The organism is Tritonibacter scottomollicae (genome assembly GCF_003003215.1).
GTDB classification, from domain to species: domain Bacteria; phylum Pseudomonadota; class Alphaproteobacteria; order Rhodobacterales; family Rhodobacteraceae; genus Epibacterium; species Epibacterium scottomollicae.
The window spans coordinates 277800-301069 of sequence record NZ_PVUF01000002.1; the positions used below are offsets into that span (position 1 = coordinate 277800).

Here is a 23270-nt window from a genome sequence, read left to right on the forward strand (position 1 = left end):
GCGTGTCGTGGGGGGCGCCGTTATTCATAGCAGCTGTTTATTTTTTGGCTTGATGGCCCCGAGAGATCGCCTCGTGACTCATTTTGCCAATTCGCATAAATCGGAACAAAAGTCAGCTTAACGACCGACTTGTCTGATGTAGAAATTGCCAACTTTATGGATGTCCACCGGCGCGATGGGCTGACACCGGTCATGCGCCGCGCCTAGAGCGAAGGGCCGCTCTGGGCCGATGGCTCTACTTTCGAAAAATTTGCATAGTGCCAGGCAGGATTGGCTCCGCTCCAACTGAAAACCCGTTAGCTGCCAGGAGTGCATCTCTTGTTTGTTTCTCGCAAGTCGCTAGGATCATAAAAGCTTGCTGAAGCGATGAGCCTGGAAAATGGGAGTTTGCTGAATGGCCATGCATTTTTTTCAGCATCGAAATCACGATGGCGCTTAGCGAATAAAATGGCTCATGCGCTAAGTCACGTTCGACGGAATCTTGGTACAAAATACAATATAATCTTTCCATCACTTCTAGCTTTTCACCCCCTTCTGCATCTATTGGCAGAGACATATTCGGGCGGCGGTTGAAATCTTTGTGACATTCTTTGTGACACTGCCTACATAGTGTGATCCCATTGCCTGGATCAAACTGTGCCGGACTAGCTATCACTTTTCTGAAAATGTGATGAGCTGCCAATCCATTCACTTCATGACAGTCGACACACCTTTGGCCGTCACGATAGCGCACGAAATCACTCCATTTGGAAAGGCAATAGGATCGTGAACGCCCTTCGCTGACTGCCTTTTGGAGCTTAGATAGTTTCGAATTAAGCAACTGAATATCTGGTTCAATCATTCCAACCTCTCTATTGCCTTACTATATGCAGACCTCTTGACTGCCCCAAGCTCCGTTTTGCCTAACGCAGCTGCCCGAAAAAACCACACGGGGCCACCCCACCAACGTCGGCTCTGGTGAGTCTGCGCTGCAGCAGAGAGGCGCGGGACAGATGTCTCCTTTGGGCCGGTCGCGACATGCAAATTGGATAGGAGCAACCGTAGTAGTCTCGCATTTATTCTTGCCAAACCAATCTTTATTGGGATAGAGAGTTTGTATTGCATGCTGGGAGGTCCAGCTTGCTTCAATATACCAGAGCGGAGGACGCACTGATGAAAGACCCTGACGCGCGGGTTCTCGCCGTTATGATCGGCCGAGTGAACCCTGTCACCAAAGCCCACATTCAAATCTTGGAAACCGCTGCGCGCGCCGCCGATGACGTGCTTTTGCTTGTCGGCAGCGCCTACCGTTCGCGCAGTTTCCGCAATCCCCTGACTTTCGACGAACGCAAAGCTCTTGTGCGCAAGGTCGCGACGGGGCTGGATGCGCGCCTCGACGTGCTGCCGCTGATTGACACGCTCTATTCTGACCGCGCTTGGGCGGCCAATGTGCGCATGGCGGTCAAGGCCTATATCCGCGCGCGCAACTGGGAGGAAGACGGCGTCAAGGTCGTGCTCACCGGCTTCGAAAAGGACAAATCCTCGCGTTATCTCAAGTGGTTTCCGGAATGGGAGGCGCTGCCCATTGAGCCGCTCAAACACGGTGGGCGGGTGATCAATGCAACCGACCTGCGGCGCGCCCTGTTTCTGGATGAACCGCAGGCGGACTTGATCGACAGCTTCGGCGCGGCCCCTGTCGCGGCTTTTAAGGGGTGGATCGACGCTAACCCTGACGCGGTCCAGACCGTGCGCGACGAAGCTCTCTATATTCAGCGCTACCGCGAACAGACAGCGGCGGCCGAACAGGTCTTTGGCTACCCGATCCCGATCAACACCGCCGATGCGGTGGTGGTGCAGTCCGGTCATGTGCTGATGGTGCGGCGCGGTGTGCAGCCCGGCAAGGGCACGCTGGCGCTGCCCGGCGGACACCTCAACCGCGACGAGACCGCCGATCAAGCTGCGATCCGCGAATTGCGCGAGGAGACACGCCTGGACGTGCCGCCGGGCCTTTTGGCCAACCGCATTAGAGCGAGGCAAGTCTTTGATCACCCCGAGCGGTCCGAACGAGGCTGGGTCAGGACCGAGGCCTTTCTCTTCCAACTCGAAGACCGCAATCCGATGGAGAAAGTCAAGGGCGCGGACGACGCGATCAAGGCACTCTGGGTGCCGCTCGATCAGATTACGCCCGATGAGATATTCGAGGATCACTTCGACATTCTCCAGCACTTCATTCCCGAAATCGCGGTGTCCTACAGCTCGATCCTGATGGCGCAGCTGCAGGCACTCTGAGATCCGGCCGTCCGCGCCGGGCCCAATCTGGGCACAAGCGGGCGAACCTAGGGGGCGGGAGGTCCGTCCCCCGAACACGTCCATCCGAGGAGGAACAGGACAATGACTATGACGAAACCCTTTGGGGCACTCTTTGACGATGCGCTCGATCCCGAGAACATCCTTTTCGATACCGACAGCTACAAACTCTCGCACTATGCTCAATACCCAGAAGGGACTGAGGCTGTGTCCTCTTATATCGAGGCGCGCAGCCCCTTTGGCGAGATCGATCGGCTGGTCTTTTTCGGCTTGCAGGTGGAGCTGGCGCGCCTAAGCGGTCCGGTCGTGACGCAAGCCGCGCTGGATCAGGCAGTGCCGGTTCTGAGGGCGCACGGCTTTGATATCTACGTGCAAGGCTGGCAGCAGATCATCGACGAGTTCGGCGGCTGTCTGCCCATCGAGATCGACGCTCTGCCGGAGGGGACGCTCGTCCCTGTGCGCATCCCGCAACTGCGCATCCGCAATACCGCCCCGGGCTTTGGATGGCTGGTCGGCTTACTCGAAACGCGGTTGCTGCGTGCGGTGTGGTATCCGACGACGGTGGCCTCGGTCTCGCACTACTTGGTCAACGCCATCCGGCAAAGGCTGGTGCAGACCGACGGTAGCGATGCGGGCGCGGAGTTCAAGCTGCACGACTTCGGCGCACGCGGAGCATCGAGCCGCGAGAGCGCCGCGCTTGGTGGGCTCGCGCACCTTGTGGCCTCGCGCGGCACCGACACCGTTCCGGCGCTGGTGCTGGCGCGCAACCTCTATGGCGCTGACATGGCGGGCTTCTCGATCCCCGCGACGGAGCACTCGACCATGACGGCGCTTGGTCCCGATGGAGAACTGGCACAGATGGAGCGCTTTCTCGACGCCAATCCGACGGGCATCATCGCTTGCGTCTCGGACAGCTACGATCTGTTCCGTGCGATCCGAGACTATTGGGGCGACGCTTTGAAGGCAAAGGTCATGGCGCGGCAGGGCACGCTGGTGGTCCGGCCTGACTCTGGTGATCCGATCGAGATCGTGCCCGACGTGATCGAGGCCTTGATGGCTCGGTTCGGCTGCGAGATGACCGCACAGGGCTACCGCCTGTTGCCGCCACAGGTGCGCGTGATCCAAGGCGACGGGATCAACCCGAAGTCGCTGGTCGAGATCATGGAGGCGATGATCGCCCGCCGTCTCGCCATCGGCAACATTGCCTTCGGCATGGGGGGCGCGCTGCTGCAAAAGGTCGACCGCGACAGCTTTGGCTATGCCATGAAGGCCTCGGCCATTCGAATTGACGGGCAGTGGAGCGACGTCTTCAAAGATCCGGTGACGGCAGGCGGGGCAAAGACCTCCAAGCGCGGACGGCAAGGCGTCTTCCTGTCGGACAGCGGCGCCATGGTGGCCCGACGGCAGGAAAACATCCCCCCTGGCGCCGACGCCCTGAGGCCAGTGTTCCGTGATGGCCGCATCCTGCGCGTCTGGACGCTGGAGGAGGTGCGCGCAGCGGCTGGCGCGTGACCTAAGACAAGTGATCCGCCCCGATTTATTGTGGGCGGATCACCTCTTTAGCGCTGCGGTTGGTGCATGCGCCGAGAGAAAAACGCGGACGAATTGGCGTTTCCGGATTTCGAGAAACGTATTCTAAATTCAGATGTGCCTGAGCTGACGTCGCAACGGGTCTCGATCAGGACGTTCGCCCCGTCGTCGCTGCCCGCGCGAATGGCAGGTCTAAAGATGCCGCTCCGCGGCGCACGCCATTACAAGGAACGGCAGCAATGGGCCGAGCAAAGCTTCAGCAACCTTTGAAAAGGGAAGCCTCATCCCGGCCAAGTCTTCCCATGTCCCAAAATGCCGAAGGAGCCGGTCTGGACCCATTGGCTACCTCGGTGCTGGCGTTCGAGCGGAGTCGCCAGACGAAATAGGGTGAGCGCGCTGGCAGTTTCACTCATCTATGATGTCGAAGTCATCTTCTTCGGATGAAGGCTTGCTGCGTCTTTGTAACTTCGGCGCACCTGCCCTCTTCTTTCCTAGAGCGTAGTCCGCCATGGAGGGAGACGGATGGCCGGGAAACCCTTCCTCGAAGCCCTGCACCATCTCCTTGTAGCTGAAGCCCAATGCAGACATCTTGCAAAGCTCGCGCCCATCGGTCCCGTCCTTGAGCACGAGGCCGCCACCCTTGGGCGCCACTTCAAGACCCCGTTCTTTGAAGCTGTCGATAAATTCGCCCCACGATCGGCTTTTGTTGTAGATGCGCTGCGCAAGCGAAGCGAGCGCATCCGCATCATCCGGCGTGACGGCTTTCGCAAGCTGCCCGCCCCGGATCTCCGTGCAGCCTGCCGGATTGGCCCGAGAGACGACACTCTCGACAGCTGTGTCGGGCAACGTTGCGGCAGAAGGTACTTGTCCCGGTGGGGCAAAAACCAGCTCGGGAAGGACGGTCTCCCAAGCATCTCGACGCGCGTAGTGCGCATACTTCTCGTCACCATCCGACTTGCGCCACTGGACCACAGCTCCAACCGCACCCGAGAGCAGGATCTGCCCCGTCGGATGCTCCCATGACTTCGACATGCGTCCTACGAGGCGGCCATGCCGGTCCAGCAACTCCCAGTTGGAGGCTCGGCGGTCCAGGTGCAACGGGTCACCCACCCGGCATTCCTGGATTGCACTGTGAACCTCGTGCCGATCTCCCTGGCGACCGGCATATGACAGGTCGGCATGCTTTAGGTTCGGCAGATGGTAGACCCTCGAAGGTAGTCCTCCAGCCGGGAAATGCGGCTCGACCTGTCTCTCAACGACGCAGGGAGTGCCGGGCTTCAGGAACGCATGCTCGCCCGAAGCCATAACGATCAGGCCCTTTTGGGCACGCGTCATCGCGACGTAGAATAGTCGGCGCGGAGCATCACGGTCTTCATTCTTCGATGCCCGGTCCCAACCGCCATCCAGAATAGCCACATGATCGAACTCAAGCCCCTTGGCCCGGTGCGCCGTCAGCAGGAGCAGCCCGCGTTGCTCGCCCCGTGTCTCACGGGACCATTCGGCCAGCCATTCGACGATATCGGGCACAGGCATAGTCTTTGTCTTCAGCTCTCTCGCCAGCTCGGCGATACCTTCTGCCAACAGGTCGACCCACTTGTTGCCTGATTGCTCGTTAAGGAGCTCGATGATGTCGGCAACGCCCAGCAGCTCGCCCTGTCGCCGACCCAAACTTGCCACAAGCGCCTGCGTCTCGCGCAGTCGCCAGATGTTTGGCAAGTCCTGATTGGCCATTTCGACCATGATACCCTGCTTTTCAGCATAGGTCCGGACAGCGCCAAGCCTCTTCCAGTCACGAGAGATGATGGCGGTACGGGCCCAGGACCACTCCGGATCCAATTTCGACAGCCGCACCATTTCGTCGACGGCAGCGATCGCCTGTGGCACATCGCCGGAGGGGACATTCAGAAGCTGAACCCGGCCCTGTCCAACTCCATCCACCTTTGCGAGGACGCCCCCCTCGGGATCACGCCTGCGATCTGCGTTGATCCTGATCTCATGATCAACCTTCATTCGATCCGGCGCCGCAGAAATCACCGCATTGGCCGCCGCAATGATGTGGTCGGTGGAACGATAGTTCTCGACCAGGAACGCCGGCCGCGCCTTGTAGTCTTCTTCGAACTGGCGGATGAACCCGACGGACGCGCCATTGAAGGCATAGATGTTCTGATCGTCGTCCCCGACGGCGAACAGGCTGAGCTTCAGGTCGGCATCCTCGAGAGATCTGCCCGCGACTGCCGAGATGAGCTGATACTCTTCCGGCCCGATGTCCTGGTACTCGTCCACGAGAATCCAGCGATAGCCCTGGATCAGGGTCTCGCGCTGCGCTTCGGCTTCGGATTTCGACAGCCCTTCGCCCTCGAGCTGGCGCACCGCCTCCATTACGATGCCATCGAAATCTTCGGTCTCGGCCCGCTGGCCCACAAAACTGGCCCCCACAAGCTTCATCGCCAGCGCATGACAGGTCGAGACGGTGACGCCAATGGCATCGTCGCCGACCAGAGACCGCAGCCGCACGCGGATTTCGGCCGCTGCGTGCCGGTTGTAGGCGAGAACCAGAATGCCTCGCGGATCCTCGCGCTTCATACGCAGCAGATAGGCGATCCGATGTACCAGTACCCGCGTCTTGCCTGACCCCGGTCCCGCCAGGACCAGAACATTCGTCCGGTCCCGGTCATCTGTCACGATCTCCTGCTGGACCTTGTTGCCCAGCTTCTCGACGATCGCCTCCCAAGAGGCGCTGGTGGTCTGCCGTCGGACCTCGCGGCCCATGCCTGGCATCCACCGCTTCATGAACTGCTCCTTGTTGAGCAGGAAGTAGTCCTCCGACAGGCGTGACGCATCGCTCATCGCCCGCAGCCCGGTTTCGGCATAGGTCGCCATGACATGGGTCTGGAGTGTCTGCTCGCCGTAGTGGTCTTCCAGCGGCGCGAAATGCGCCTGGGTGAACTGCCCCCCTGCCGGATCGAGATAGACCGTCATGGCAGAGCGGAACACCGTAAGCCCCTTTCCGAGCGTCATCACGCCCTGCTCATGCAGCCACATAAGCGCCCGCTCCATGAGCTTGGTCATGTCACCAATGCCACTGTTCTTAAGGATGGCATCCTGGTTCAGCTGTGCCAGCAGGTCACCGACCGTCGTCTCGACCTGGAGATCCTTGCCCCGCACCCCCTTGTCGAGACGGCCTGTAAGATAGTTCAGGAGCAGTTCGGCCGCTTGCCACCGCAAGTTTGCCGTTGCCCGAACTGTTTTCCAGGGCCGCACCAGAGTGACCATCAGCGTATTGCGACTGACCCTCCGCAGAGAGATGTTCCCGCGACCGCCGTCCTGGCTTCGGCCATCCTGGGCAATCCCCCGCACCAGCCTGTCGACCGCATCGGGCCTGACATCCGGGTGGTTCTTGTCGCGCAAACGCTGACAGGTTTCAGAAAGGTTCAGCGGAACCGGGGTTCGGTCATCTATGTCCGGCGCCAGCTCCTGCATCAGTGCGATCAGATCGCCCTCCAGCGCAGAAGCCTGAGCCAGTCTCTGTGCTGAGGAACTGGCAACACCAACGTGGACAAAAACCGTCATCGCAACGTCGTTGCGCGCGATGCCCAGCATTTCCAGCGTCGACATGGCCTTTGGCAGCGCACCGGGTGATATCCCCGCCACACCGCAAAGCTCATCGGTCGACACGCCTTCGTCAGCCGGGGCGGAGACCAGATGCGCCACGATGGCCAGAAGCTGGTTGCGATGCGCTAGCGTCAGGTCTGCCCCGGCCAACCGCTGCTTCGCCTCATCCACAGACCGCACCCGCAGGGACGACGGGAACACCTGAACCCGGTTCTCTTCCCGCGATACAAGATGCGCTTCCTCCAGCCACGACACAGCGGTCTTGACGCGGGTGTCGTCCGTGGCGCTGTCGCGCTCGAACTCCTGGTCTTTCTCGGACCGGACGATCTCACCAGAAGTCGCAACGACCTTGCCGGTCTTTTTCGTCCGCTCGTCGATCCGGCGCAGCGCCTTGAGGATTGCCCCGATTTCATGCCGGGCGAGGCGCGAACTGGCCGTCAGCCGGAATTGCCGTTCCACATCATCAGCCGCGAACAACAGGACGCAATGGGCGTCCTCCCGGTCCCGTCCGGCGCGCCCGGCCTCCTGTAGGTAGTTCTCCAAAGACCCTGGGATATCGGCGTGGACGACCAAGCGGATGTCGGGCTTGTCGATCCCCATCCCGAAGGCGTTGGTCGCGGCAATCACGCGCAGCTCGCCCACCCGGAACTGTTCCTGCACGACCTGCTTGTCGTCCGCGCTCATCCCGGCATGGAAATGCGCCGCATCCACACCCTGAGACTTCAGGAACTCGGCCACCCGCTCGGTTTCCTTGCGCGAGGAACAATAAACCACCGCCCCAGAGCGCCCCTCGGCGGGAAGCAGTGCGTCGAGGACCTTCATCACGTCCGACAATTTGGATGCCTTGTTCGTCGGTCGCACTTCGAACGCCAGGTTTGTCCGCGAGGCGCCCCCGTCAAGCGGCAGCAGCTCGACCCCGGCCTTCGACTGGAAGTGTTCGATGATATCCGCAACCACCTCGGGCTTTGCGGTCGCGGTGAGGCAGAGCACAGGCGCGGGTGGTTGATCCCCGGAGAACTCCCTGATGAAGCGGCCGAGATAGCGATAGTCCGGCCGGAAATCATGCCCCCACTTCGACACGCAGTGCGCCTCGTCAATCGCCCAAAGCCCCACTTCGCGCTGCGCCAGCACGCTACGGATCGAGGTGCTGCGAAGCTGCTCAGGAGAGATGATGAGGATCCCGGCGTCGCCCATCCGGACCTTGTCGAGCGCATCCTGACGTTCCGGCATGGACATCATGCCATTGATCGTGACCGAGCAGGAGATACCGGCACGCTCCATCCCCTGCACCTGATCCGCCATCAAAGCGACCAGGGGAGAAATCACCACCGTCAGCGCACCGATCTTGTCGAACCGTGACAGCGCCGGCACCTGGTAGCACAGCGACTTGCCCGTCCCTGTCGGCAGGATCCCCAGTAGGCTGTTGCCAGACATGGCCTCGTCGACGATGCGTTCCTGCAGCGGGCGTCCCTCCGGGTCCACCGGCTTGGGGCGGAAGCTGGGGAACCCGAACCACCTTTCCAGGGCGCGCACCGGATCGCTCTGCTCGGCGCACCAGGTGCAGGCCGGTTCCTTGCAGGAGGTGTCCCGCAGGTGCCTGACGATCAGAGATGCCTCGCGGAACTGCGACCTCACCCAGGGAGGCATGACGGAGTCGCCGCCTGCCACCGTAATCCAAGAGAGGGCATAGGCCATCGGCCAGCCGTTCTGAGGGCTGCTGAGGCGACGCAGCGTCTGTTCGACACGCAACCCGCACGCTCGCCCGTCGAGCAACCGGGTGATCGCGGCAGCAGCCTCGTCATAGCTTGGACAACTCTTGCCGCGCAGATAGGAAAACACCGCATCAAAGCCGCCGGCGCGTTCCATGCGCGTGGTCAGATAATGGTAGGCAACCAGCGCGTCGGGCGCATCCTCCGCCAGCTTTGCAAAAGCATCCAACTGATTGGCGAGTACCTCGAAAACAAGGCGCGCGTCCAATTCGGGATCATTCACATGCCCGGTAGCAAGGCGCCCGTCGTGGTAGTGCTTCACGAGGTGGTGGTATGGGTTCCGCGGGAAGGCGAGTGGGTTCAGCCACAGGGTATCGATTGGTGCCTGAATGATCTGGCCAAGACGGGGCCGTTTCGCGATCAGATGTTCGAGGTCGTGCTTCAGGAAGTTATGACCAATGGGATGGGCCACATCACCGACCTGCGCTTCGAGCTGATCGAGGAACTCTTCGGAAATCCCTTCCATCGACTTCAGCACCGGCCGTTCATCACCGCGCACGGCCGCTATACCAAAGATCTTTGCCTTGGAAGGATCGACCTCGAGATCGATTGACAGGCACCGGGACAAAAGTTGGTTGTGACGCGTTTCCATAGACTTATGAGTAACGATGAGAACGCGCCGAACAAAGCCCCTTAATTTTGCGGTGGGGCCCGAACAGGATGACGCGCCTGATGCGGCGGGCAGTGGCGCGACCGCCCTACCGCTCATCCTCACTCACTGGCAGTGGATCGCCATCCCAGGCACTCCGACAGGTATGAACGCGCGTCGGCCGACAATCTGGCAATACCGGCGTGGCGCGCCAGATCGAGAACGGGATCCTCGCTCCTGCTCAGCTCGGACACATGGCGATCATAAAGCTCCGCGATCTCCGTGCGGGAAATATCCCGGATGGAGCGATCCAGTCCCGACCGGAAATCGACCCGGTCGGCTTTCGTTCCTACCGCCCAAAGGAAATCGACCCCATTCTCGGGATGCAGCTCAACCTGGCCAAGCCCCCTGGAGATCTGCTCCGAGATCCGCCTCCCCGTCCGTTGCCAGCCATGCAGTCCGGAGACCCGCTTGCCCAGCAAGGCTATCGGCATGGGCCCTTCGCGCTCGACCACGCCCGCGATCAGGCGCTCAAGGACGGGAATGTAGTCCGCATCGTAGAACCTTTCGGGATCGGGGCTGGCTTCACTCGAACCAGTTTCTCCGACCTCCGGCCTGGCAGCTGACGGCGCTGCACGGGCAAACTGTGCCTCCTGCCGGACAGGCTCTGACGGTGCGATGTCTCCTTCAACGCCAACCTCCGCGACCGGCAGCTCGACCTCAGCGGCCTCTGCTTCCTCGGCCTCATGTGAGACCTCGATCTCATCGGCATCTTCGGCGAGCATGGCGTCGCGTACCGCGTCTTCTTCGGCCCGCTTGGCGCGATCCGCCTCGAGGTGCTCCGACAGCGCAGTGTGGATGCGTTCGGCCACAGCCGCAGGATTGCGGAACCAGTCGGTCGACCAGATCCGGAAGATCGTCCAGCCAAGGTTTTCGAGCACCGCTTGCCGCACCTTGTCCCGGTCCCGCGCCGTGGCGGAGCCGTGATAAGTCGCCCCGTCACACTCGATCCCGGCAAGGTAGACGCCCGCGTGATCCGGATGCACGACGCCCAGGTCGATGCGGAAGCCCGACACCCCGATCTGCGGACGCAGCTCCCAGCCCTTCGCCTCGATGGCTGCCTTTATCGCTGCCTCAAAGACGTTTTCGACCGGCCCAAGCGACCCATCGTCCTGCGCCGGAAGCGCCACGGGACCACGTGCTGCAAAATCGAGGAAGCCCTTCAGGTGCTTCACCCCGATGGCCTTGGTGCGTGTCAGGTCGATCTGATCGGCCCTGATCGAAGCAAATACGTGCAACTCCGCCCGAGCGCGCGTCACCGCCACGTTCAGGCGCTTCTCGCCGCCGTCTCCGTTGAGAGCACCGAAGGCCATCGAAAGCTTGCCTGCGTGGTCAGGGCCGAAGGTGATCGAGAACAGCATCACGTCCCGCTCGTCCCCCTGAATGTTCTCAAGGTTCTTGACGATGACCGGCTCTTCCCGCGCATCCTCGAAGAACCATTCCAGATCCGGATTCTTCCGCCGCTCCTCGTCCAGCAGGTCGAGGATCAGCCCCTGCTGCTCGGCGTTGAAGGTGATGACACCAAGTGTCAGCCGCTCATTTTCAGGCCAAGTCAGCCATTCGTTCAGGCGGCGCACCGTCATGCGCACGATGGAGCGGGCTTCGGCCTCGTTGGTCCGGCCCTGGCCCCGGGCATAGACGCCATCGACCTGATGCAGGCTCACCGCTTCCGACGCCGTTGCCGGTGACGGGAAGGTCACCAGCCGACCGCCGTAGTAATGCCAGTTGGAGAAGGCGATGAGCGCCTCGTCCCGGCTGCGATAGTGCCAATCGAGCTGCTGCGTCGGGATGCCTGCCGCGGCGACCTCATCCAGAATGGACGCCAGATCCCGCTCTGCCTCGGGCAGTTCGTCCTCACCGGCGTCGCTGCGTCCGAAGAAGTTCGTCGGGGGAAGTTGCTTCGGGTCGCCGACGATGATCGCCTGCTTGCCCCGCGCGATCGCACCAATCGCGTCCCAGGTGGTGATCTGGGACGCCTCGTCGAAGATCACCACGTCGAAAGCCGCCTGCCCCGCAGGGAGATACTGCGCCACCGAAAGCGGGGACATCAATACGCAGGGGGCCAGCTTGGTGAAGGCGTCGGGCATTTCCGAGATCAGCTCCCGGATCGGCATGCTGGGCCGCTGAAGCCCAAGCTGATGCCGCAGCGTGCCAAGTTCAGAACGGCGCGCGACGGCATCCTGGGCTGGCAAGCCATGCTGAATGCGAGACAGGACCTGCCCGGCTGCCATCTCCGTTGCGCGGTCATCCAATTCCCGGAAGCGCTTGATCGCGTCCTCGTGCGACCAATGGGAGAAGCCGCGCAATTCTGGCTGCGCATCCATGGCCTGCGGCAACCACCAGGCCGCATAGGCCGAGGCGAAGGCTGCATCGACATCGCCCTCGATCCGGCCTTCTTCGACTGCATGGACGAGGGCCTCAAGCCCTGCGCCACTGGCTTGTGTGCGGACTTCGACCCACCGGGTCCAATCCTGCAGGTGCTCCTTGTTGTCCTGGACGGCCTGCAGAGATGCGAGCAGGTCCGACAGCGCCATTTCCTCCGGCGAGGTATGCGCCGTCTGCGCGAAGGCCCCGGCATGCTCCTGCCAGCTTTCATGTTTGCGATGGAAGAGCGTGATCGCGTTCCGCAGGTCACCGCCGTTCCGCTCGGCAAGATTCTGGCGGGCCAGATCCCAACGGTCCGGATCGGCGACCGCGGGCGCGATCTCGGCGAATACCGTCTTCATCGCCCGCGCCTGATCCATCCAGTCAGAAAGACGTACCGGATCCGTTTCCACGCCCTTGACCACCGGACACCCGGTGAGCGGAGTTGCCTCGACCTCGGCTCGAGCGCGCTTGGCGTCTGCCAGCGCGACGATATCGGATTGGGGATCGGCCTTTCCGCCCTCAGCATAGGTCTGCAAGAGCTTGCGCACCGAGGATTTGGCAAAGATCGAGAACGGCCACATCTTCGTCTGTGCGAGTCGCCAGTTGGCATCAAGCTGATCCAGCGGAATGCTTTCCAGCCGCGCCATCGGATAGCTCGCAGAGGTTCGACCGGCTGCGGCGGTGTAGGCGGCAAGCTTGTCCGTCAGCATCTCTGCCTGCGCCTGCATCTCGACGACATCCCGCGTCAGCGACCAGCTTACATCCTCGCCAGTCTCGGGGATCGACGCGAGGCGCGCCAGCGGCGCGACCTCGGAAGCCTCCCCCGCGCCCGCCCAGGTCAGCCCGGCATGGCGCGCGAGCGCCTCGGCGGCCTCTGCCAGTTCACGGGTGGCCGTGCCCAGCTTCGCGCCTCGTTCTAGGAGTTCCGCCTGCCAGCCAAAGGACCACTCCTCCGCCTGGACCAGCGGCAGCGGTTTACGGCCCGCAATGATCTCCTCGCATCGGCCAAGGGCTTTGGCCAACTTCCGCAGGTGCATGTAGCTTTCCGCATCATGCGCATCTTTGTTCGCGAAGGTCAGACTGAACGGCTGCTCGTGACTGGCAGCCATCCCGATCGCCTGGAAGACGCTGAAGCCTTGCGTCCCCTTCTTGTGCAACGCCGTGACGTAGGCGTTCAGCTGTTCGCGGGTGACCGTCAGGTCATCCGTCACCTTTATCCACTCACCCCTCGTGCCGATCACTGCCCGCGCCCAGCTGCGGCCCAGCTGAGACAGCACCGATTTCCGGTCGGCCTTGTTGGAGTGCAGCTCCAGCACAGCATCGCCAAGCCCATGCGACGCAAGCCGCCGCTGCACCACGTCCAGCGCCGCCGACTTCTCGGCCACGAAGAGAACCGTCTTCTGCATGGCGAGGCATTGCGAGATGATATTGGCGATGGTCTGGCTCTTGCCGGTGCCCGGCGGCCCGATCAGAACGAAGTCATGCCCCTCCTGCGCGGCCAGGACGGCAGCGAGTTGGGAGGAGTCAGCGGGTAGCGGTGTGAAGAGGTCGCGCGGCGCCAGCCTGCGGTCCACGTCGACCGCGACCGGCAGCCCCGGCGTCCCTTCGGCCAGGAAAGGCTCGGTCGGGTTGTCCACCAGATGCTTGACCAGCGCGCTCTCGCGCAGGCTGTCGGTCCGCTCTACAAGGTCCTTCCACATCAGGAACTTTGCAAAGGAGAAGGTCGAAAGCGCCAGCTCCTCTACCACCTCGAAACCGGCAACATCACGCACCTTGCGGCGCATGATCTCGAAGATGCGTGGCAGGTCGAAACCGCTGTCATCCCGCGGCAGATCACCCTCCAGCTCGGGCACCTTCAAATCAAAGTCCCGCTTGAGAAACTCCAGCAGCGTGGTGTTGAAGCGCACGTCGTCCTCGTGATGCTCGATCACGAACTCCGACTGCGCGGACTTGCGGGAGATCTTCACCGGCACCAGCAGCAGCGGCGCCCGGTAGCTGCGCGTGTCCCCTTCGGACTTCTTCCAGCGCAGGAAGCCAGCCGCCAGGAACAGGGTGTTCGTGCCGCCTTCCTGCATGTCGCTTTTGGCGCGCCGGTGCAGCTCGAGCAGCCGGCGCTCGCTTTCCTTGCGGGTCAGCGGGACCGCAATCTGGCCCTTTGCGAAGGCATCCTTCGCGACTTCCTCAAGAAGCTTGGGTTCTTCCTTCGCCAGAAGGTCGCGCGTGCCGACCGGATCCTCGTCCTTCAACGCCAGCGCGCGGAACTTCTTGCCGTCGGCCAACTGATCCTCCAGTGCCGAGACATCAGGGCACAGGAAGGGGAGCGTCTGCTTGCTGTCCTTGAAGTTCAGCAGCCGGTTGCGCAGCGACAGGTCCAGAAGCTTGCGTTGCCAGCGAGAGATCCGGTCCGCTGGCGTCGAGGCTTCATCCTCGATCAGTTCGCCGGGCAGCAGGCCCAGATCCAGCGGGCGCGGCAGGGCTGCCGGACTTGCAGCGACGTCTTCCGCCTCGGCCTCCAACTCGGAGCGATGGCTGGCGAGCGGGCGAATCCGGGCCGCCCGGGCACGCCGGATGTCGACTGCCATGACAAAGCTGTGCTCATTGCGCTCGGAGGTCAGCTCGCGCGCCGTATCAACCGCCTGCTCGAACCCGACGCTGGGTTTCTTCGTCAGCAAGGTGGTCTCCATGACCACGAACTCGCGCGCATCGATGGCCTTCCGGACCGTCATCACGTCGGGCTCGCTGATGGTCCCGAAATCCCGCTCCGTGAGCCAGACCCCGGTCCAGGCATGCCCGTCGGAGAAGAGCACGACGGGGTTGAGACCAGCGGCTTCGAAGCAGCCGGCCAGCAGAAGAGCACTATCCAGACAGGTGGCCAGTCCTTCAGACTTGATGCGGCCGGGGTCGCGCACCTTCTGGCCGCGCAACTCGAAACTCGCCGGAGGTACCGCGTAGGTAAGCCCCATGCCGGTCGCGGCCGACCAGATCGCCCCGGCCAGCATCCATGTACGGGACGGGTCGCGGGTCTGGTAGCCATCCATGGCACCGCTCTGTCCGGCCCCCTCCAGTAGCCGGCTGGCCTCCTTGAGGACACCAGCGACAACCGAGTCATTGGGAGAGACGAAGGCCGCAAGCAGATGCGCCATGTCGCCGACACCACCCCACTCGTCTCGGGCCAGCATCTCGATCGGGCGCTGCTCCTGCAGCAGCTCCGTCTCGCCGTGCTTGACGACGAACTGCAGCTCTCCCCACTCTGCCTCATTGAGACCGCCGAGGATCACCGTATCCAGAGGCGTTTCCAGGTCGCGCAGCTCTTGTCGTTGCCCCGGCGCCAGTCGATCCACCGTCCAGTTCTTCGGGCGGATCAGACCGGGACTGCAAGTCAGTTCGAGAGTGATATTCTCCAGCGGCTCATCTGAAAGGTTCTCCAACACGACACTTTTCAGAACCGAGACACCGTTCTGGGACGATGCAAAGTTTACTTTATGAGCGACGGACAACTCCAGAACGAGCTGGTCACGCGCCTCTTCCCCAAAAGTATCAAACGACATTCTTGCGCTACCTGCCCCTTTAATCCCCAAGCCAGTCACTCATACGAGAATGTGTCTGTCAATTGCACCGTCGTTTCACCAAAGAATTGAAAAGCGTGCCTATGCTCCCGCGATCTGGCGAAGTTGCGGCAGGAAGTTTCAGGCGCTCAGCCCCCGGAAGTTTCAGATTGTCAGGTCAGAACCAACAGAATTTGGAGCATATCTTATCCCTCATACCCACTAGAAGAATCTGGAAGACGCCCACGCCTACGCAAACGGTTGCCGCGACCGAACGCTCTGCTCACTTCCTGCCGATGCTCGCACAAGTGTCACCTGATAGCAGAAGGGTGCAGTTTCGGTAATTTCCACGATATCTCCGGCACGCGCACCGTTGTCCGCAAAGAAGCTGCGTACCCAGGATCGGTCACGGAAGATCTTCTTGGTCAGGTCGATATCGGTGACGGCCGGAAGCGCTCCGCCCCAATTGATGGTCAGGGTCCGCGCGGCTGCACTTGCCCTATTGCTCCCGCCAAGGGCTTCCTTCGGGAAAGAGCTGATGCAATCGCGCAAGTAGAAGTGATTGTTATTGAGGTTGCCCTGCGTCAGCACGCTCCGCCCAACGAGACCGCGGATTGGTGTATCAGCCTCGGGCGTCTGGTCTCCCAGAGGTGATGACAGCTCGGAACGGACGTTGGCGGCCGCACGCGGCGAGCTCCCGGCATCTTCCTCGTCTATGACATCGAAATCCTCCACGACAGCCCGCGCGCCGCCTTCCGCCCTCAGCACGACTTCCGCCGCGGCGCGCGCGTCTTCGCCGGCATCGTGGTGCTCGAACTTCAGACCAAGGTGCTGCTTGAGCGAGGCAAGGCCATGCCCGCCGTTTCCCTTCAGCTCGGGCCATGCCGCGCGGGCGACGGTCACGCTGTTCTGCCAGTTCCAGCCCGGCTCCTGCCGGTCAAGCGTGGCACAGGCGGCGCGAATCGCACTGCGGTCGAACCCGGAATGCTGATAGACCGGGCAACCCGCGAGCCGTTCCTCCAACAGGTCAAGGACCTCTCCGATCGTGGGCGCCCCGACCACCATGCCAGGCGTGATGCCGTGCAACCCGCTGAAAACCCAGTGATCCATTCCAGGGTCGACAAGGGTTACCCAGGTCTCGATGCGGTCATCGGGCAGAACGCAGGCAATCCCTACCTGGCAAATGCTTGCGCGATCATGGTTTGCGGTCTCCACATCGAGGGCGAAGAACCGGAAGGGGCCATCGGGCAGTTTCGGCAGCGCGTCGTTCGCGGAAGCGACATCGCGGGGTCCGGCTGCCTGGACATCCTCACGGGACCGCGCAAGCTGGCGCCCCAGGGCCGCGCGCTCGAAGGGGCTGAGGTCCAGCTCTTCGATCAGGGCATCGACAAGGGTCGTCGGCTCCTCGTAGGGGTCCATTCCGCGGCGGTTCCAGGCGATCATGTCCTGGGGCGCAAGCGCGATGACCCGGGCCTCGATGCCGGCGATATCCGCATCATCCGGCAGCGGCACCCAGACGGCCGCACAATGGCGCGCGATGAAGGCATTGCGCAGGGCCTTGGCGATGTCCCCATCTGCCTTCGTGGCCGGGTCATTGCGCAACCGCCACATCCGCCCGGTGTTGTACATGCGCGAGAAGTAGTGGCTGGTGCTTTCGGACCCGGTTCGGTGGCGCTGATGGATGCGCTTGCGGAAGGTCTCGGACGCCGAAGAGGTTGAACCAATGTAGCGGAAGGCTCCGGTGTGGTCGAAGAGCCCGTAGATGCCACGCGCATCATCAGGCGTTTCAGAGGTCGGTCGCGGGGTCGCCGCACGCAGCATTGCTAGGATCTCGGCTGCGGTAGGGATAGTCATGTCGTGCCTCAATCCTTCTCGATACACTGCCAGGCGATACCGCTAACAATGCCCCAGATACCCTCCTCGTTCGGGCGCCGCCAGCGCGGGATCGCACTTTGCATTCAGCCGTGATGCAGGAAAACGCGATTCGGCCAATGCCGTCAGATTCGGGGTAAATTAACACCTCCGATCCGTATTTCGCGAGCATGGCTGCGTCGGGTTTTGCGAAAAACTCTGAAATCTGGCCTTCAGAGCGTTTGCGAATAATATTTTGAAAACCGATTACGGCCCGCAGCTCTTGGCCTCCGGTAGAACCGCGACCTTTGCGAAAAAATTGTGGGCGCTGCGAGGGGCTTGCGCACGTGAAAAGGCTGCGACAGACCTAACAGAAATGCCGATGGATCAGTCTCTTAGATGGCCCGTCAGGCGTCAATGCCCACTCTCTCTTGCGGGGGGGGGAATGTCGGTCGTCCAGGAGCCCAAGTTGCCGAACCCCACCGTTATCGAAATCCCGGACAATGGCGGAGCGGTCGCAGTAATAGCCGACCTCCACCTCAAGTCCTATTTCTGGAATGGAAGCAACCCGCTCGAGTTTCATGGCCTCGAAGATCGGCTGTTCCAGCAAAACGTCGACGCCTTGATCGTCGCGGGTGACCTGTCCGACACCTTCGGCCCGGCTCTGGAATACGCGCTCGGATATCTGACCCGCTATGTACCCGCCGATCGCATCTACATCGTCCCCGGAAACCACGACTACTATTCTGGGCGGCTGGACGACGAGAACCGGCTCCGTGCCCTAGTTCACGCTAGCGGCAGTTGGTTCGCGCAGAAGACCGAACTCCGCCACCGCAGCGACCGATTTCTCTGCGCCACGTTATGGACGGACTTTGACCTACTGGGGGATCAGGAGGCTGCCAAGAACTTCGCCCGTCGATTCATGCGCGACTTCGACATGATCTCCATCGAAGCGCCCGGTCATGTGTCGCTTGACCCGGACGAGGTGCTGCCGCGCCGCATAGTCCCGGTTACACCTGAGGACATAATCGCCGTGCATCGGGAACACCGCGCTTGGCTGGAAGAACGACTGGCGACCCCACATTTCGCCGGCAATGGCAGGACCTTCGTGATCACGCATCATGGCCCGCACCCGTCCGCCGCAGGCCCAATCTCTGGTCTCACGCCAGCCTTTCATTCAAACCTGACCGAAGTCCTCGAGCGGAGCGACATCGACTCTTGGTTCTTCGGGCATTCGCACCGGAGGCTATCCTCGATAGTTGCTGGCACACGCATTCAGAACATCTCGATCGGCTATCCGGACGAAGATCATGGCGACGACGAGGATGATTTGGCGGAGGTCTGCTTTATTGCGCCGGCGCTGGACACGCAATCCTCGAATGAGCTTAGAGGTCTGCCGGCCAATCGACAGGAACTCGAGCAGGACTTCGAGTACGCGCTTCGGTGTAGCGAAACCGGCGTTCCTGTCCTGGTGGACGAACTCGCACCCGAAACGCGCGCCCTTCTGCGCTACGCACTAAGGGGATGCGCCTGCCCCGTGGAACCAGAAGGAGACGCATACTACGCAACTGATGTCATCGTCGCGCTCAGCCAGACACGGCCAGGTTCTGAATGATGCCGTTTGATGCGATCATTTCGATCTCGGGGATGCTGGCCTGCTTAGTTGGCCTTTTCCATGTCGTCATCGCCTACCTGCGGACGACGCGCTCGGCTGAACCTGATCCCGAGCGCGTAAGACGCTTCGTGGAAAGCGCCCCGCCGATCCCCGGCCACCTGCTTTACGCTCATCAGGATCGATGCCCCGAAGCGAGGCCCTCTCGCACGGAAGAGGCTGAGCTTGGTGAGAACGACCAAAAAGACCACGAGGCCCCGCGTTGACTACACCACTCCCCCTCGCGCCCGATCTCCAGGATCGGGAAACTGCTTTCTCCTTCGTATCTCGCCTCGCCGCGATGAACGGCGTGGATACTGCGGGCTTCTGTACCGACATGGGGCTGCCATTCACCAAGATGATTGACGGCAAGCCCGATGTCCTGGCCCGTCTGGCAGATCTCAGCGCGACTGATGTCGAGGAGCTGCGGAGTTGGTCTCCGCGCCACCTGGGCAACCGGGAGCATGAGTTCCGCGGCAATCGCGTTCATGCCAAGGCCATCAAGGAAAGCACCGTCCGGGGTTGCCCTGCCTGTCTGCGGGAGGATGCGGAAGCCGCCCCAGACAGTTTTGAAGGCGACATGTACATCAGGGGCCACTGGCTCTTCCGGCCTGTGACACTTTGCCTGAAGCATCACCATCCCCTCGTTCCGCTATGGGCCGAGGCCAATGTCAGCCGACGCTACGACGCTGCCGCTCGCTTGGCCGAGATCGCGCCCGGCGTATGGGCTGGAAAACTGAACAAAGAGCTTCGCGCCCCCAACCCGTTCGATGAATGGATTGAGGCCCGCCTGGCGGGCACCCTCACGGAGAGCTGGCTGGATCAGTTCGATCTCTACGCCGCCGCGCATTTTTGTGAACTCCTTGGGCGCGCCATTTGGGCGGTCAGATACCCGAAGTGGAAGAAGTTCGGCCCGGAACTTGCCTGGATGTCCTTCGAGATGGGCTTCCGCTTCGCGACGGAAGGGGAAGCGACAGTCCGCGATACCCTGATGCAGCTGCAGGAGACCATTGGCGAGCCGACCGACGGCCCCAAGAAGAACGCGCTCTATGACCGGCTCGCGTTCGACCTCTTGGGCGAGGCCTACGCACCCTTCCGGGAACTTCTCCGTGACCACATCGCAAGCACCTGGCCACTTGGCCCGGGCGACGATCTCATGGGTGAGCCTGTGCTGGAGCGAAAGGTCCACTCGGTCCGCACCGCCGCCCGCGAGCTTGGCATGGATCCCCGGCGCCTGCGCAAGCTGCTGGTCGATGTCGATCTCGTCCAGCCCGTCGAGACCGGCCGCGATGACCAATGGGAGCTGTTCGATGTCAAGGCAGCGCAGCCGCATCTCGAACGGATCAACACCCTGGTGTCCGCAAAGGACTTCCAGGAAGCATTGAACATGTCACGCTCGCAGTTCGAGCTCTTGCGAAAAGAGGGGCATTTCCCGCCCGTGATCGACGGTGGAGACCACAAGCCACTCTGGGACGTCCGTGCCGCGCACCTGCATCTGGAAAGCCTGTTGACCGGTGCCGAGCCAATCTATGTAACCATGCACGGCTGGGACGACATCCCGACGACCGCGCGAAGCCTCGAGGTCTCCCCCAGCACAGTCCTGAAGCTGCTCGAGGACGGCAAGGTTCAGCGGATCGGCCGACACACCAACCGTGATGGCTACGCCAGCATCGTCGTCACGAAAGGCGAGATCGAACGCCTTCTGGAACGCCCCGAGGCGCCGGGTCTCAGTATCGACGTCTTCGCTCGCCAGTGCGGTCTTACCCGCTCCGCCGCCATGCGGCTGGTGCGCGAGGGGCATGTCCCGTCCACGGAAGGCCGACACCCCAAGACCAAGGCACGGCAGCGCTTCCTGGCGCCAGGCGACCTCGCCGCTTTCCATGAGCAGTTCGTGACCCTGCGCGGCCTGGCCGTCGAGCTTGGCATGCCCTGGCAGGCGCTCCGGCCCAAGCTGGCGGCCGCGGGTCTCAAGCCTTTCAGTCCAGACGGGCAGGACTACGGCGCGGTTTTCGAGCGCAATGTCGCTACCGCAGCTGACCTTGAAACCACGAAACCAAGAAGCCTTCTAAACAAGGGGAAAGACGGGGAATGAAATACCTCATCACAACATATGACCGCAATGATGTGACTGATCATGCCAACTACTGCGAGGCTCATCAAATCCCATGCATATACGCGCTGGTTCTGGGCGAAAAATGCACTGTCTTCGTTCACTGCGAAAAACTTACTGGCCCCCGGAGCGAAGCCATCAAAGCCCATGAGGCCGAGTTTGCGGAATTTATCGCTCGTCTCGACAACACCTACGCGAAGCCCGCTTGGGTTCAGCCAACCCTGCCAATGTCATTCTGGTATCACGACCTGCCTGCTTCAGCTGCGGAGGACGTGGCGGAAGAGACATATGAATTCTTGAGAACGATCCTGGCTCCGTTCGACGACAAGTAGGTGACGAGCGGCTTCGCCACGCGAGGCATACCACTTGCGAGACAGACCAGGCCACTTGGCCAGCATTGCGGTCGAGCTGAAACGGGATCCCCCAAAGCCCTCGGTCACCCCGCTTCACGGCATGACGAGCGCAAACCGCGATGCAGTCTTTGCATCGGGCTTCATCCCTGGCCGGCGGTGTCACGCCCACCACACATTGCACTCCCGACAACGAACTAAGGAGAAGACTCACATGGACTATTCACCTGACGACTGGGTGATCCTGAACGTTTCGTTTGCGACGCGGGACAGAGCTTTCACTCAGCTCAGAGTGTTGGGCGGCTGGCGAGGCGGGTATCTCAGTGGAGATGCATGGCGCATAAACTCTGGTATCCAAGCCGTTCATGCGGATGACGTCGAATACCGCTTCCTTGGTCGATCAGGTTCTGTCTATCTATGCCCTCGCGACGGATATCGTATGTCACGCATCATGGCGTCTGGCTTAGCCGAGCTGAAGCGTCAACCGACCGTTGTCGATGCAGAAATTCTTGAAGACCGGAATTGGCTTGAACCGGGGCTCCTTGAAGCACTTCTCTCGAGGGCGGCTGACGATACAGCGGCGAGGTGACTTCACCTCGATACCTTCGTACGTCAGCGAAGTCTGCTTGATGCGCAGGTGGGAGACCTCAGCCAGAAGTGCCGCTGCTTCCGGCTCTGGGATGAAGCCGGTCGCGCTTGGCGATGGATTTGACCGGTCCAGCCCAAGGCGGGCGGTTCGGCCCTTGGCCGACCGCCGCGGTGCAGATACAGCAGACCAGCCATTCGTGCATCGCGCAGCATTTTCGGAGACTGAAGGTCGGCAGGGCGGACGAAGCAGACATTGAAAGTGACGAACTATTGCTGTTTGCCATCGAATGAGACCGGATGATCAGCCGATCTTTCTGCTGTAGCTTGAATTCTCCTGAAGGATTAGAAGTTGCGGAGCGACGCGATTGCGAAAGGCTCGAAATGCACGCTTGGCTTCTACAAAAGTATATCGCTCTCTTAGAGAGAGTTTACCCCGGTGCGTCCCAACTCTTGACTTCGAAATTTGATGAGCTGTCTGAAAATCAGAAGCTGTTCTTCCGTAAGTTAGCAACTGCCATAAGCATTTTCCATGCTCTCTCTGGAATGCTTAGGGTGTTGGCGGCTTTATTACTCTTGCTGGTCGGTAACGTACTGATATTTCAAAACTATGGTGCCGAGGACACGCAGAGGTTTGGCTCAATCTGGATCTCAGTTAGCGTCGCAGTTATTTTCCTAGATATATCTCCATTTACGCTGCTCATGACCAGAGACATCGATGGCAGGTCAATATTCCCCGAAGAGATTTCCGCCGAGGCAGTCCGCATACACGAAAAACTCAAACCCGCACATGATGCGCTCCGGAGAACAGTGGAGCTATCAATGCTTGTACTCGGAACACTGATGTCGGGGTATGGTGATTTGGTTCATCTTTGGGCTGTTCAAGTACTAGCTTGAACCACCGATATGTTGGCAAACCCTTGCAACTGCAGCATCCGACAATTTGGGCTCCAAGCCGCCTTGCG

General features: G+C 61.2%; 12 protein-coding genes. 8 read left to right on the forward strand and 4 right to left on the reverse strand.

All coding sequences use genetic code 11. From position 1 onward, the window contains the following. Nucleotides 1–235 precede the first annotated feature (235 nt). Entirely contained in the window at nucleotides 236–841 is a 606-nt protein-coding gene (locus tag CLV89_RS22375; RefSeq protein WP_133166699.1) for an HNH endonuclease, read from the reverse strand. A gap of 311 nt (nucleotides 842–1152) precedes the next feature. Here CLV89_RS22375 and CLV89_RS05230 point away from each other — a divergent pair, with 311 nt between their 5' ends. Next, nucleotides 1153–2268, forward strand: a complete 1116-nt coding sequence (locus CLV89_RS05230; RefSeq protein WP_106162579.1) for an NUDIX domain-containing protein — start codon at nucleotides 1153–1155, stop codon at nucleotides 2266–2268. 108 nt (nucleotides 2269–2376) lie between these two features. After that, on the forward strand, nucleotides 2377–3798 hold the full coding sequence (locus CLV89_RS05235) for a nicotinate phosphoribosyltransferase (RefSeq protein ID WP_106162580.1): 1422 nt from the start codon (nucleotides 2377–2379) through the stop codon (nucleotides 3796–3798). A gap of 423 nt (nucleotides 3799–4221) precedes the next feature. Here CLV89_RS05235 and CLV89_RS05245 read toward each other — a convergent pair whose 3' ends face one another. The 3 genes from CLV89_RS05245 to CLV89_RS05255 form a co-directional block, all read right to left on the reverse strand. Then, on the reverse strand, nucleotides 4222–9789 hold the full coding sequence (locus CLV89_RS05245; RefSeq protein ID WP_106162582.1) for a RecQ family ATP-dependent DNA helicase: 5568 nt from the start codon (nucleotides 9787–9789) through the stop codon (nucleotides 4222–4224). A 119-nt stretch (nucleotides 9790–9908) separates the two neighbouring features. Continuing rightward, nucleotides 9909–15761 carry a DUF3320 domain-containing protein gene (locus CLV89_RS05250; RefSeq protein ID WP_106162583.1) on the reverse strand — a complete coding sequence of 1951 codons (5853 nt, stop codon included), beginning with the start codon at nucleotides 15759–15761 and terminating at the stop codon, nucleotides 9909–9911. Between the two features lie 246 nt (nucleotides 15762–16007). After that, nucleotides 16008–17612: an exonuclease domain-containing protein gene (locus CLV89_RS05255; protein ID WP_065322945.1), complete on the reverse strand. Its 1605-nt coding sequence runs from the start codon at nucleotides 17610–17612 to the stop codon at nucleotides 16008–16010. Between the two features lie 466 nt (nucleotides 17613–18078). Here CLV89_RS05255 and CLV89_RS05260 point away from each other — a divergent pair, with 466 nt between their 5' ends. The 6 genes from CLV89_RS05260 to CLV89_RS05285 all read left to right on the forward strand — a co-directional run bounded on the left by CLV89_RS05260 (nucleotide 18079) and on the right by CLV89_RS05285 (nucleotide 23202). After that, nucleotides 18079–19224, forward strand: a complete 1146-nt coding sequence (locus CLV89_RS05260) for a metallophosphoesterase (protein WP_207796887.1) — start codon at nucleotides 18079–18081, stop codon at nucleotides 19222–19224. Next, on the forward strand, nucleotides 19221–19487 hold the full coding sequence (locus CLV89_RS05265; RefSeq protein ID WP_106162585.1) for a hypothetical protein: 267 nt from the start codon (nucleotides 19221–19223) through the stop codon (nucleotides 19485–19487). Before CLV89_RS05260 ends, CLV89_RS05265 begins: the two co-directional genes overlap by 4 nt. After that, on the forward strand, nucleotides 19484–21352 hold the full coding sequence (locus tag CLV89_RS05270) for a TniQ family protein (RefSeq protein WP_106162586.1): 1869 nt from the start codon (nucleotides 19484–19486) through the stop codon (nucleotides 21350–21352). The genes CLV89_RS05265 and CLV89_RS05270 overlap by 4 nt, the downstream gene beginning before the upstream one ends. After that, nucleotides 21349–21702, forward strand: a complete 354-nt coding sequence (locus CLV89_RS05275) for a hypothetical protein (protein ID WP_106162587.1) — start codon at nucleotides 21349–21351, stop codon at nucleotides 21700–21702. Before CLV89_RS05270 ends, CLV89_RS05275 begins: the two co-directional genes overlap by 4 nt. Before the next feature lie 232 nt (nucleotides 21703–21934). Continuing rightward, on the forward strand, nucleotides 21935–22309 hold the full coding sequence (locus CLV89_RS05280) for a hypothetical protein (RefSeq protein ID WP_106162588.1): 375 nt from the start codon (nucleotides 21935–21937) through the stop codon (nucleotides 22307–22309). Nucleotides 22310–22605: 296 nt separating this feature from the next. Then, entirely contained in the window at nucleotides 22606–23202 is a 597-nt protein-coding gene (locus CLV89_RS05285; protein ID WP_133166701.1) for a hypothetical protein, read from the forward strand. The last annotated feature ends 68 nt before the right edge of the window (nucleotides 23203–23270 follow it).

Excerpts from the sequence above, each read along its gene's own strand:
- CLV89_RS22375 (WP_133166699.1), bottom strand. The coding sequence starts at position 841 with ATGATTGAACCAGATATTCAGTTGCTTAATTCGAAACTATCTAAGCTC.
- CLV89_RS05230 (WP_106162579.1), top strand. The coding sequence starts at position 1,153 with ATGAAAGACCCTGACGCGCGGGTTCTCGCCGTTATGATCGGCCGAGTG.
- CLV89_RS05235 (WP_106162580.1), top strand. The coding sequence starts at position 2,377 with ATGACGAAACCCTTTGGGGCACTCTTTGACGATGCGCTCGATCCCGAG.
- CLV89_RS05245 (WP_106162582.1), bottom strand. The coding sequence starts at position 9,789 with ATGGAAACGCGTCACAACCAACTTTTGTCCCGGTGCCTGTCAATCGAT.
- CLV89_RS05250 (WP_106162583.1), bottom strand. The coding sequence starts at position 15,761 with ATGTCGTTTGATACTTTTGGGGAAGAGGCGCGTGACCAGCTCGTTCTG.
- CLV89_RS05255 (WP_065322945.1), bottom strand. The coding sequence starts at position 17,612 with ATGACTATCCCTACCGCAGCCGAGATCCTAGCAATGCTGCGTGCGGCG.
- CLV89_RS05265 (WP_106162585.1), top strand. The coding sequence starts at position 19,221 with ATGATGCCGTTTGATGCGATCATTTCGATCTCGGGGATGCTGGCCTGC.
- CLV89_RS05275 (WP_106162587.1), top strand. The coding sequence starts at position 21,349 with ATGAAATACCTCATCACAACATATGACCGCAATGATGTGACTGATCAT.
- CLV89_RS05280 (WP_106162588.1), top strand. The coding sequence starts at position 21,935 with ATGGACTATTCACCTGACGACTGGGTGATCCTGAACGTTTCGTTTGCG.
- CLV89_RS05285 (WP_133166701.1), top strand. The coding sequence starts at position 22,606 with ATGATCAGCCGATCTTTCTGCTGTAGCTTGAATTCTCCTGAAGGATTA.